General features: G+C 54.5%; 12 protein-coding genes. 3 read left to right on the top strand and 9 right to left on the bottom strand.

Going from position 1 to position 12,230, the window contains the following annotated elements; translation table 11 throughout:
* Positions 1-113: 113 nt before the first annotated feature.
* Positions 114-956 carry a 3-mercaptopyruvate sulfurtransferase gene (gene sseA / locus C1N59_RS05555; protein ID WP_006120633.1) on the top strand — a complete coding sequence of 281 codons (843 nt, stop codon included), beginning with the start codon at positions 114-116 and terminating at the stop codon, positions 954-956.
* Positions 957-991: 35 nt separating this feature from the next.
* On the opposite strand, the gene sseB is transcribed toward sseA, so the two are convergent.
* The 5 genes from sseB to trmJ form a co-directional block, all read right to left on the bottom strand.
* Positions 992-1,756, bottom strand: a complete 765-nt coding sequence (gene sseB / locus C1N59_RS05550) for an enhanced serine sensitivity protein SseB (protein WP_172677643.1) — start codon at positions 1,754-1,756, stop codon at positions 992-994.
* A 52-nt stretch (positions 1,757-1,808) separates the two neighbouring features.
* Positions 1,809-3,095: an aminopeptidase PepB gene (gene pepB / locus C1N59_RS05545; protein WP_006120635.1), complete on the bottom strand. Its 1,287-nt coding sequence runs from the start codon at positions 3,093-3,095 to the stop codon at positions 1,809-1,811.
* Positions 3,096-3,217: 122 nt separating this feature from the next.
* Positions 3,218-4,378, bottom strand: coding sequence for an IscS subfamily cysteine desulfurase (locus C1N59_RS05540; protein ID WP_033740900.1), 1,161 nt, complete (start codon positions 4,376-4,378; stop codon positions 3,218-3,220).
* 89 nt (positions 4,379-4,467) lie between these two features.
* On the bottom strand, positions 4,468-4,965 hold the full coding sequence (iscR, locus tag C1N59_RS05535) for a Fe-S cluster assembly transcriptional regulator IscR (RefSeq protein WP_006120637.1): 498 nt from the start codon (positions 4,963-4,965) through the stop codon (positions 4,468-4,470).
* A gap of 133 nt (positions 4,966-5,098) precedes the next feature.
* The gene (gene trmJ / locus C1N59_RS05530; RefSeq protein WP_033740902.1) at positions 5,099-5,848 is read right to left on the bottom strand and encodes a tRNA (cytosine(32)/uridine(32)-2'-O)-methyltransferase TrmJ; all 750 of its coding nucleotides are present in this window, start codon (positions 5,846-5,848) and stop codon (positions 5,099-5,101) included.
* Positions 5,849-5,967: 119 nt separating this feature from the next.
* On the opposite strand from trmJ, the gene suhB reads away from it, so the two are divergent.
* Entirely contained in the window at positions 5,968-6,771 is an 804-nt protein-coding gene (gene suhB, locus C1N59_RS05525) for an inositol-1-monophosphatase (RefSeq protein WP_006120639.1), read from the top strand.
* A gap of 46 nt (positions 6,772-6,817) precedes the next feature.
* Here suhB and C1N59_RS05520 read toward each other — a convergent pair whose 3' ends face one another.
* The 3 genes from C1N59_RS05520 to C1N59_RS05510 all read right to left on the bottom strand — a co-directional run bounded on the left by C1N59_RS05520 (position 6,818) and on the right by C1N59_RS05510 (position 9,619).
* Positions 6,818-7,831, bottom strand: coding sequence for a TIGR04086 family membrane protein (locus tag C1N59_RS05520; protein WP_039339998.1), 1,014 nt, complete (start codon positions 7,829-7,831; stop codon positions 6,818-6,820).
* Positions 7,832-8,021: 190 nt separating this feature from the next.
* Positions 8,022-9,002, bottom strand: coding sequence for a nickel/cobalt transporter (locus C1N59_RS05515; RefSeq protein WP_039340000.1), 981 nt, complete (start codon positions 9,000-9,002; stop codon positions 8,022-8,024).
* Positions 8,993-9,619 carry a DUF1007 family protein gene (locus tag C1N59_RS05510; protein ID WP_110268118.1) on the bottom strand — a complete coding sequence of 209 codons (627 nt, stop codon included), beginning with the start codon at positions 9,617-9,619 and terminating at the stop codon, positions 8,993-8,995. The genes C1N59_RS05515 and C1N59_RS05510 overlap by 10 nt, the downstream gene beginning before the upstream one ends.
* 155 nt (positions 9,620-9,774) lie before the next feature.
* Here C1N59_RS05510 and csiE point away from each other — a divergent pair, with 155 nt between their 5' ends.
* A complete protein-coding gene (csiE, locus tag C1N59_RS05505) occupies positions 9,775-11,043 on the top strand; it encodes a stationary phase inducible protein CsiE (protein WP_058707699.1) in 1,269 nt (422 codons plus the stop codon).
* Here the strand turns inward: csiE and C1N59_RS05500 are convergent.
* Positions 11,025-12,173 carry a 3-phenylpropionate MFS transporter gene (locus C1N59_RS05500; protein WP_394550409.1) on the bottom strand — a complete coding sequence of 383 codons (1,149 nt, stop codon included), beginning with the start codon at positions 12,171-12,173 and terminating at the stop codon, positions 11,025-11,027. The two genes, csiE and C1N59_RS05500, sit on opposite strands and share 19 nt — an antisense overlap.
* Positions 12,174-12,230 lie beyond the last annotated feature (57 nt).

Here is a 12,230-nt window from a genome sequence, read left to right as displayed (position 1 = left end):
TTTTATAATGCTGCACGATTTCACATCAACCTTCGCATTTAATCAACGCTTCTCTTGAGATGGTGGGCACATTGCCCGACACTGGCATCACAGATTGCAGAGAAGAGGTTGTTATGACGACGCCACTGTTTGTGTCCGCCGACTGGTTACAAGAACATTTTAATGACGGCACGCTCCAGGTTCTGGATGCGCGTATGCTGCCGCCGGGCATGGAAGCCACGCGCGATATTCAAAAAGAATATCTGGCGGAGCATTTGCCTGGTGCGCCTTTTTTCAATATTGAAACGCTTTCCGATCACACCAGCCCTTATCCCCACATGTTACCCCGGGCCGAAAGCTTCGCGGTGGCGATGCGCGAACTGGGCATCAACAGTGATAAGCATTTGATTGTTTATGATGAAGGCAATCTGTTTTCTGCGCCCCGCGCGTGGTGGATGCTGCGCGCCTTTGGCGTGGCACAGGTCTCCATTCTGGCTGGCGGTCTGCAGGGCTGGAAAACGGCGGGTTATGCGCTGGCTGAGGGCGAGGTCAGTCTGCCGGAAGGTGAGTTTGATGCACAGTTCGATGAAGGCCTGGTGAAACGCCTGACGGATGTCTTGCTGATTAGCCATGAAGGCGGCGCGCAAATTGTCGATGCGCGCGCGGCGAACCGTTTTAATGCTGAGGTCGATGAACCCCGTCCGGGATTGCACCGTGGGCACATTCCCAACAGCCTTAATCTGCCCTGGAATACCCTGGTCGAGCAGGGCGCACTCAAGCCGGAAGCCGAACTTCGTTCACGCTTTGCGGAAGCCGGTGTGGATATCAGCAAACCCATCGTAGCCAGCTGTGGCTCTGGCGTGACTGCGGTGGTGTTGATTCTGGCGCTGACGGCTCTGGGTGCAAGGGAAGTGACGCTGTATGACGGATCCTGGTCCGAATGGGGCAGCCGGGATGATTTGCCGATTGCGAAGTAACGGTAAACGCGCGGCCGAACAGGCCGCGCAGTGTGTCAGATGATCCGCTGACCACCTTTGAACTCACGCAGGAAACTGCCCCAGCGGCGTTCATAAAAGGGCGTAATGTGCGCGGTAAAGAAGTGACTGATTCCGCGGTCCTCTGCCGTAATCTCACACACATCAATGGGTGCATCATCCAGTAATGTATCGGTAGCTACGCTGCCGGCCGCCTGAATAATTGCCTCAATATCGCTGTCCGCTTCAATACCAATCAACAGATTAGGCACATCATCCGCCTGTTCACGAATGCTGGCAATGAAAGCGCGTTTAACCTGCTTGTATTTGCTGAACAACTGCGTCAGCGAGTCGATCATCTGCGCGGGCGGTTCCGCGATTTCTGACAGCAGCAGTGACTGACCGCCTTCCAGCACCGTTTGCTGCATCAGGGCACTGCCCTCTTCCCCCAGCAGATGACTGATTTCCGCCGCAGAAAACTCTTTGCCCGTGGGCAACTTTGGATTAAGAAACAGCGTTTCGCCACGGGTCATTTCAAACAGCGTACGTACCGGCAGCCGCACATAAGGCTGCTCATCGTTGATCGCCTCGCTCATCGCCTGTTCGGAGGTAAAAAACGGGATCACACTGCTGCCATCTTCTTTTTCCCAGTGCTGCAGGTCGACAGGCGTGCTGGCATCCAACTGCTGCTGGGTGCTTTCCCCCGGCACCCATGCATCCGCCTCCAGCAGTAGCTGAAAAAACTCAGGACGATGGGCAGGCTCCGTGGCGGCCAGCTTCAGCACCTCTTCAAGACGGTTCATCATTCACTTCTACCTTCAAAAAGCGGTGACCAGGTCACCGCGGAGATTGCATTTATTTCAGTAACAGGTTGGCGATAGTGCGCACGCCCAGGCCGGTTGCGCCTGCCGACCATTGATCGACCGCGCTCTTACGGTACGTCGCCGAGCAGTCGATATGTAACCAGCCCTGCTGATAGTGGCTGACGAAATAGGACAGGAACGCCGCCGCGCTGCTGGCACCGGCAGAATGTGCCGGGCTGGCGATGTTATTCAGATCGGCAAAGTTTGACGGCAGATGACTGCGATGGAACTCTGCCAGCGGCAAACGCCAGAACGGTTCGTTTTCACTGACCGCACTGCCCATCACCGACTGCGCCAGCACATCGTCGAAGGTAAACAAGGCGTGATAATCATTGCCCACCGCCGTTTTCGCGGCACCGGTCAGCGTTGCCGCATCGATCAGCAGCGTCGGATTCTGCTCGCTGGCATCGATCAGACCATCTGCCAGGACCAGACGACCTTCCGCATCGGTGTTCATCACTTCTACCGACTTGCCATTGCGATAACGAATGATGTCACCCAGCTTAAAGGCGTTGCTGCTGACCATGTTATCCGCGCAGCACAGGTAAAGTTTGACGCGCTTTTTCAGTCCGCGCGCGATGGCCATGGCCAGTGCACCGGTCACCGTCGCGGCACCGCCCATATCTGACTTCATGGAGTCCATGGTGGCACTGGTTTTGAGGCTGTAGCCACCGGTATCGAAGGTAATCCCTTTACCGACCAGGCAGGCGTAAACCGGCGCTTCGCTGTCGCCGGTGGGGTTAAAATCCAGTGCCAGGAAAACCGGCGGACGGTTTGAGCCCCGTCCTACCGTGTGCAGGCCCATATAGCCTTGCTCACGTAAATCATCGCCTTTGGTTATGCGATAGCTGACCGCTTCGCCACCTAACTCGCTCAGTAAATCTACGGCACTGTGTGCCAGCGTCTCTGGCCCTAAATCATCTGCAGGCAGGTTAATCGTATCGCGCACCCAGCCTACGATCTTACGGCGGCGATCAAATTCCGCCTGTTCATGTTCACCCAACTGCGGCCAGTCAACGCTGTTTTTGGCTTTCGGGCTGCGATAGCCCTGCCAGAAGGCCCAGCACTGCTCCAGATGCCAGCCTTCGCCCGTCAGGGCAACATGACGAATGCCCTGCCCATCCAGCTTACGCGCGGCACGCTGGATGCTCATCAACGCATCGGCTTCACGCAGGTGCACGGTCATACCGTTTTCATTGCTGCTTAACAGTGCTTTGTCACCCCAGCGCGCATCGGCGGGCTGGTTGCTGAGCGTGATATTCATCGGTTGTGTACTCATTGTAGGGCTCCGTATTCGTTATTCGTTTCATCCAGCCTGTTTTGCGACGGCTTTTCATACAGATGTTACGCCGCACACCGCAGGCGTTGCCGGTGCGCAGTGGTCAGCCTCTTCAGGCCTGATTATGACTTCATGAGTTCACGCAGGCGCGTCACGGACTTCTGCACCAGCGCAATGGCATAATCGATCTCTTCTTCAGTGGTGAACCGCCCCAGTGAGAAGCGAAGTGAACTGTGGGCCAGTTCTTCGTTCAGACCGAGTGCGCGCAGAACATAGGAAGGTTCCAGACTGGCGGAAGTACAGGCCGATCCGGACGACAGCGCAAGATCTTTCAGCGCCATGATCAACGACTCACCTTCAACATCAGCAAAACTGACGTTAAGTATGTTGGCGCAGCTGTGTTGCAAATCACCATTCACCGTTACGCCGCCTGTCTCACGAATGCCGTGCCACAGTTTGTCACGCAACAGCGACAAGCGGGCCATCTCTTCTTCACGCACCGCTTTGGCAATGCGGTAAGCCTCACCCATGCCGACAATCTGGTGCACCGGTAAGGTGCCCGATCGCATATTGCGCTCGTGACCGCCGCCGTGGATCTGCGCATCAATCTGGATACGCGGCTTACGACGGACATAGAGCGCGCCAATGCCTTTAGGACCATAAACTTTATGACCGGAAAACGACATCAGATCAACAGGCAGTTCAGCGAGATCGATAGCCAGTTTCCCGACGCTTTGCGTCGCATCGACGTGGAACAGGATGCCCCGCTCCCGGCACAGGGCGCCCAGCGCAGCGATATCCTGAATCACACCGATTTCGTTATTCACATGCATGATGGAAACCAGCACCGTGTCGTCACGTAGCGCGGCGCGCAGGTCGTCAGGCGCGATCAGGCCATTCGCTGCTGGCGTCAGCCAGGTGATCTCAAAGCCTTCACGTTCAAGTTGCAGGCAGGTATCAATGACCGCTTTATGTTCGGTTACGCTGGTGACGATGTGTTTACCACGCGACTGGTGGAAATGGGCTGCGCCTTTAATGGCGAGATTGTCGGATTCGGTGGCCCCGGAGGTGAAGACGATTTCACGTGGGTCAGCATTGACCAGCTCCGCGACCTGATTGCGCGCAACGTCCACCGCCTCTTCTGCCTGCCAGCCGAAACGGTGCGAACGGGAGGCCGGGTTACCAAACGTGCCATCCAGCGTCAGGAATTGCATCATTTTGCTGGCCACACGCGGATCGGCCGGCGTCGTGGCGGCATAATCCAGGTAAATCGGTAATTTCATTGCGCTACAGCTCCGTATAAAAAATCATACGTATTTATAGCAGATTCAGCCCCTGCCGCGTTAGCAGTAAGGGCCGGAGAAGCAGAGGATTAGGAGGCGCGGAGGTTAACGTTGATTTCCTGTGCGCGGGCGTGCTGGAAACGACGATTGTCGTTAGCATTCTGGCGGTCGGCCACATCCAGGATTTCCTGATTATTCACCAGCTCAGCCAGCGTAATGTTGTTCAGGAATTCGCTAATACGGACGCTCAGGTCACGCCACAACACATGGGTCAGACAGCGCTCGCCACCCTGACAGCCTTCTTTGCCCTGGCATTTGGTGGCGTCCACAGATTCATCAACCGCAGTGATCACTTCACCCACCGCAATCGCGCTGGCTTCTTTGCCCAGAAGATAACCGCCACCCGGACCACGAACGCTGGATACCAGATTGTGCTTACGTAACCGCGAGAACAGCTGCTCCAGATAAGAGAGCGATATACCCTGGCGTTCAGAGATGTCAGCCAGTGGAACAGGGCCCTGGTGAGAATGCAGGGCAACGTCCAGCATAGCGGTAACAGCGTAACGTCCTTTGGATGTCAGTCTCATAGCATACAACCTCAATAGCATCCGGTTATCGGAGGATTAGCGAAGATGACGGCAAGTCTGACATTCCCGAGTAATTTGGTCAACTATTTAACCAAGTAATTTACTCAACTATTTAACCTGGCGTTTTACTCAACTATTCAGGGCCGTTTTGTTTCGGTCCTTTACGCTTCTCAAACGAGGCGAGCATCCCGCGCAGAATATTGAGTTCGTCGCGCTCAGGACGGGCGCGCGTATACAGACGACGCAGCTTGCTCATTACCTGGCCGGGATTGGCTTCACGGATAAATCCGCTTTCCAGCATCATCTGTTCCATGTGCTGGTAGAAACGCTCCAGGTCGTCAACCAGCGGATAAGGTGATTCCTCGTACTGCGGTTTGGGACTGGCGTTTTCCTGCGCCTGCAGCCAGGCCATGCGGACTTCATAGGCAATGATCTGCACCGCCATCGCCAGGTTAAGCGAGCTGTATTCCGGGTTCGCCTGGATGGCCACATGATAATGGCACTTTTGCAATTCATCGTTAGTCAGCCCGACACGCTCACGACCAAATACCAGGGCGACGGGGGCCTGCCGGGCCTCTTCAATACTTTTCAGGCCACATTCACGTGAATCCAGCATCGGCCACGGCAGCGAGCGGGAACGTGCACTGGTGCCGACCACCAGACTGCATCCGGCAATCGCGTCATCCAGTGAGTCGACAATTTTCGCCTCGCCAATCACGTCACTGGCCCCGGCAGCCAGCGAGATAGCCTGTGAATCCGGCTTCACTAGCGGATTGACCAAATAGAGGTTAGTTAAGCCCATAGTTTTCATCGCGCGCGCGACGGAGCCCATGTTGCCGGTGTGAGAAGTTTCTACCAGTACGATACGAATATTTTGCAGCATAATTGGGATCGGTCAGAAAATGATGACGCGTACTCTAACATAAAGCAGGACATTTACCGAACACCCTGCTATACTCCGCGCCGTTTTCCCCGTTCTTTAACATCCAGCGAGAGATACCGATGCATCCAATGCTCAACATTGCCGTGCGCGCAGCGCGCAAGGCCGGAAATTTAATTGCCAAGAATTATGAAACCCCGGACGCCGTCGAAGCCAGCCAGAAAGGCAGTAACGACTTCGTAACCAATGTTGACCGCGACGCAGAACGCCTGATTATCGAAGTGATTCGTAAATCCTACCCGAAGCACACCATTATTACTGAAGAGAGTGGTGAACTTGAAGGTGAAGATCAGGACATTCAATGGGTAATCGATCCGCTGGATGGCACGACCAACTTTATCAAACGCCTGCCCCACTTCTCTGTTTCTATCGCCGTACGCATTAAAGGCCGTACTGAAGTGGCGGTGGTATATGATCCTATGCGTAATGAACTGTTCAGTGCCGTACGTGGCCAGGGCGCGCAGCTTAACGGCTACCGTCTGCGCGGCAGCATCGCTCGCGATCTGGATGGCACCATTCTGGCGACCGGTTTCCCGTTCAAGCTAAAACAGCACGCGCCGGCTTACATGAACATCATGACCAAACTGTTCACACAGTGTGCGGACTTCCGTCGTACCGGCTCTGCCGCACTGGACCTGGCCTATGTTGCCGCAGGTCGTGTGGATGGCTATTTTGAAATCGGTCTGAAACCGTGGGATTTTGCCGCGGGTGAACTGCTGGTGCGTGAAGCGGGCGGACTGGTTACTGACTTCACCGGCAATCATGGTTACCTGCATTCAGGTAACATTGTGGCCGGTAATCCTCGTGTGGTTAAAGCGCTGCTGTCGTCCATGCGCGATGAACTGAGCGAAGCGCTGAAGCGCTAAAGAAAAAGGCGGCACATTCTGTGCCGCCTTTTTTAACGCCTTTCGGTTAGCGACGTTCGTTCGCCAACACCTGACGTGGCTGAGTACGACGTCCCACCATGCCCATCACGCCTGCCAGGACTGCTTCAATAATCAGGATAAAGAAGGCGTACCAGCTGGCTTTCGCTGTCGCTTTAGCCGCCTGCTCACCGGCTTCACGGGCTTTCTGCTCTGCCTGCTGTTTCAGCTCCTGATATTTCTGCATAGCCTGCTGATAGCTCTGCTCTGCCTGATTAACGATCTGCTCTGCTTCCTGATCGCTTTTGCCGGTGCGCGCTTTAATAATATTTTTCAACGCCTCACGATCGGCTGCCTGTAATGTATCAGCATGACGATCAATAACGCCTTTAAACCAGTTAGCTAAATCCGTGTCTGCGGTTTGCGGATGATTAGCGGTGTTATTTGCCTGGTTCTCTGCATTCTGCGCTTCATTATTCGCATCCTGCTTCAGTTTTTCAGGTTGTAATTCAGGCTTGCCTGTTTGACGCAGCGTCGTTTCCAGCTCACGCTGCATGTCATTTAAATTAATATTGTTTTCCTGCAGCTTGTCTTTTGCCATTTGGGTAACAGATGGCGCAGCGGCTGAAATACCCTGACCGACAGCCTGGAAGCCCGTGCCCAGAATGTTCATCGCACCGCCTAATACGCTACTGGCAAGACTGACGGCTAAATAAATCGTTATCACCGTGCTGATGCCAAACATCAGTAACCCATGCAGCGCGCCTTCGCGCTGTGCCAGACGTCCGGCAACATAGGCGCCCGCGACGATGGCGAGAAGCATTTCAATCGCCGTCCACACCAGCGCACCGGTGCCCAGATGTTTAAACGGATTGCCTTCCTGCAGGGGATCAATAGTCGTCGCGCCGATAGCTGTTCCCAGCAGAGTTAATAATATGTGAATTATCAGTGCGCAAATAACACCGGCAAAAACGGCACTCCATGAAATACGTTTTAGGGGCAAACCCGCTGTTCCAGTTACCAGCGGATCGGTGTAGCCATTATTAATACGGGTATCAGCCATGAGATATTTTCCTCGCAAAGCACGGAATCGTTCCGTTTTTATTCATCCCATTATTGGGAGGTGATTTAACTATTAACAGCGTAGACAGTGAAAACAAATTTCACCACTAAACAGTCAGCAGAAAAATAAAAAATAGTGAGGAAAATATTGCAGAATGAGCAGCGAAAAACGCTTTTCGCTGCTATAGAAATCAGAAAGGCCGGATGCCGCCCGCCAACCCCGGCTGAGCAGATTGCCATAACGCACAGCCCGCAACGATTAACATGACGCTTCCCAGCAAAGCCAACAGAGGCAACAGACTGCGTGCGCGATCGCTTATGTGGCTGTTTGCACTCAGCCGTTGCGCCAGCGAACGCGATCGCTGCACCAGCAGACCAATCGCCGAAATGGTCAGGGCCGTTCCCATCGCCATCACCGCCGCCGAGAGGACGCCCCAGAGGTAAACGCCAATCACCTTAGCAAACAGCAGCATCATAATGGCTCCTGAACAGGGCCGCAGCCCCATCGACAGAACCACCAGTAACTGGGTTTTCACGTTAACGGCACCGGCTACCTGCTGTGCACTGGGCAGATGAGCATGACCGCAGCCGCACTGATCATCATGATGATGGTGTGGATGCAGAGCACGAATGTTCATCGCCGGTTTCGGTCGGAACAGTCGCCACAGAGAGTTGACCGCCCGATAACCTGTCCAGATTCCCAGGGCAATCACCAGAAGATAACTGCCCTTCTCCAGCCAGAAACTGCTCAGATGCAACTGGCGTGATGAGGTGTGCAATACCACCAGCATCAGGGTTACCAGAACAATCGCGACTGAACCCTGTAACAGCGATGCCAGCAGCGTCAGCTTCATGCTGGTTTTCAGTTTTGCCGGATGAGTGGCCAGGAAAGTGGTGATAACAACCTTACCGTGCCCAGGTCCTAACGCATGCAGGATGCCGTACACCAGACTAAACGCCAGTAATGACAGGCCAGCCCGGTGCGGATGTTCGGCGACCTGTTGCAGGAGCTGCGTCATCTCGCGGTTGAGAATTTTTTGCCAGAGCACACTTTGCAGCAGAATTTGCGGCCAGTACAGCCAGATCGCGCTGACCGCCGTCACCAGCCCGACCATGAATACTGCCAGTGGCCACAGCCGTTTTTTGGGCCGCGCTATGGTCGTCAGTGACATGTCAGAATCACCGTTTGCGCGAACTGCCTGCCCAGATCCATCTCTTCGGGTGGCGCATCGGCCTTGTCGAGCGATAAGGCATACTGCTTCAACGAGTCATTCGGCTTTGGCGTATGCAAGATGAAGGCGCAGCGTGACTGCAACGCTGGCGGCACGGTTAAGGCGTCAGGCTTGTCATAGAACATGTCGACGAAATACGTGGGATCGAAGGTGAGAATCTCAAAGCGCTGACCGGTTAATGTGGGTGGCTCGGCCAGCGGCAACACAAACTCCAGCACCGCTTTGTTGCCACTGCGTGACAGATTGTATTCTTTTGGTAGATTCAAGAACTTCACCCGCTGCTTGTTATGCCAGATTTCAGAAAAATAATGTTGTCCCAGCACATTCGCCATCACGCCGGCTGCCAGTTTTTTCCAGACCACGGTGCCCGGTTTCGCATCGCTCGCGTCGTAAAGAAGATCGGCGGAGGTAATTTCATCCATGGTCCAGATCATTTTCAGGCCCGTAAACCGATCGCCGTCAGCAACCAGTTCCGTTTTCATATCAATAAAGCTGTGAGGATGTGCCAGTGCTGACGAACTTATCAGGGTTAGCAGTGCGAAAAACATGCGTTTCATAATGTTATAAAGTAACGTTCCTGATAAAAAGGTTTCATAAGTAACAAAATTTTGTGACCCGCCTTAAACCTCTGAACAAAAAACCGGGTAAACCCTTCACCGGTCAGGGCAGTTGACTATTCTTAGCTAAAAATAGCCAGCGGGAATATTGATTGATGAGTTCTGCTACATCTTCAGCACCACTCTTCACCGTTTCTCAGCGTCGCTGCCACCTGTTGTTATTGCTGTTTCTGCCCACTCCCGTGCTGACGCTCACCCGGTTAAGCCTGCTTAACGGCGTGGATGCTGCCACCGCCAGGCAAGATATTGCCGCCGTGGGTGATGAGATACAGCGCTATCATCAACTGGAACTTCACCAAATGGTGGATGGCAGCTTGCGCATTCATGGTACAGAGCTGGACAGACGAATTTGTCTTATACATAACCTGCGGCGCAGTTTGCGTCTGTCGCAGACGTTTGTCTGTGAGCATTTTGCGACACCGCTTCGCCAGCGCCTTAAGCAAATGAAAATTGAGAAGGCGCTCTACGATGAAACCAATCTACAGGCACTCATCCAGCACTGCAGCCTGTGCCTTGATCGCCCTTTCAGTACACGCGATCAACTCTTTTTACAAATATTTATGAAATACGGCCTGTGCCAGCGCCAGCCTGCCCTCTTTACTGCACAACAGCAGGCCTGGCTGGCGATGAAGGCGGAGCGCCGCGCGGCCACTGATGTCATTCGTCACTGGAAAAAACGGTGCCATCTCGCACCGGATGCGAGTGAAACCGACTTCTGGACATTACTGTTCAGCCTCATCCACGCGCCGCATCCGGACGCCATCCGTCACGCCAGTGAACAGCGGCTCATGCGCGCCACGCATCAGCTGATCGATGACTTCGAGGCTTCGTCAGGCACCCCTTTTCCTGAACGTGCCGAACTCCAGCAGCAACTGTATACGCACCTGGCGCAGGCGCTGGATCGCACTTACTTTACTATTGGCATTGATGACAGTGTGGCACAAGACGTAACCAGGCTTTATCCGCGCCTGCTGCGAACCACTCAGCAGGCGCTGGTGGCGTTTGAGCAGGAATACGCGATTTGTTTTAAACCGGAAGAAGTCAGTCTGATAACCATTATTTTTGGTGCATGGCTGATGCAGAGCAGCGCCCTTCAGGAAAAACAGGTGCTGCTCCTGACGGGTGACGATCCGGCGCTGGAACAGGACGTTGAGCAGCAGATCCGGGAAATCACCTTATTACCCGTTAATATCACCTATCAGCATGTGGATGACTTTCAGCGCGACGGCGCGCCGCGCGAAGTTGATTTGATCATCTCGCCTTACGTCACCTCCCTGCCGCTGTTTTCGCCCCCGCTGATCCACGCAGAATTGCCGTTGACCGAATATCATCAGCAACGCATTCGTTATTTGCTGGAGTCCTGACGCGGGCGCAGAAACAGCGCAGGCAGCGCCACCAGCGCCATCACCCAAAACAGCTGTCCATGAAGATGGGTAAACAGCACGCCACAAATCATCGTCATCACGGCGATACCGCCGCCCATCGCCAGCGCCGAATAGAGCGACTGCAACCGAATCACCTCCGCACCCTGCCGTGAAGCAATGAAACGCATGGCTGCAAGATGGCAGACCGTAAACGTACCGCAGTGGAGAATTTGCGCCACAATCAACACCGGCAGTGCCGTGCTGGCCCCCAGCAGGCTCCAGCGAATTAACGCGCAAACGCCGGACAGCAGCAGTAAATCGCGCGCCTGCCAGCGGTGAAACAGACGGTGACTCAGCGCAAAGATCACAATTTCTGCCACCACGCCAAGCGACCACAGATAACCAATGCGCGAGGCGGAATAGCCACTTTCCTGCCACCAGATCGCGCTGAAGCCGTAATAGGCCGCATGCGCTCCCTGCAGCAGGGTGACGCACACCATGAAACGCCAGATCGCGTTTTCCCGTATCAGATCGCGCCAGGCCTGCCAGCCACCGCTGACGTTGCTCTTGCGTTCGCTGCCCTGAGGGTGTGTTTGCGGCGTCAGCAACATACCCGCCAGCATACTTATGACGCCCGCTGACAGTAGCATTAAAATCGCCTGGGATGAAAAAGCCGTCACCAGCATACCGGTCAACGACGAACTGATGACGAAGGCCAGAGAACCCCAGAGGCGCACCGGCCCGTAGGCCAGACCAATTTGTTGCGTCCAGGTCGCCGCCAGCGCATCACTTAAAGGCACCAGCGGGGAGAAAAACAGATTAAAGCCGGTCATCACTAACAGCAGCCACAACCACTGTTGTCCAGTCCAGTATCCCACGGCAAAAAGACAGGTCAGCAGCGCCAGCAGCCGCAACGCCGTAATCAGTTGAGAAGGATGTTTAACCTGCGAGGCGATGAACAAACTGCCTACAAAACGCGCCACCATGCCGCAGCCAAGCAGCAGGCCAATTTGTTCGGGGTTCAGTCCCACGCCTTTTAGCCAGACGCCCCAGAAAGGCAGGTAAATACCGTAACAAAAAAAGTAGGTGAAATAGCTTAATCCAAGCCATCTGGCGGAGCCGATTGCCATGTTCCCTCCAGCAATAGTGTGACCGGTCGTGTTAAGAGGTCGATACTTTGTCAGAGC

It is taken from the genome of Pantoea sp. SGAir0183, assembly GCF_043545505.1.
The sequence above is the reverse complement of the archived record's forward strand: the minus strand, read 5'-3'. Positions and strand labels throughout refer to the sequence as shown.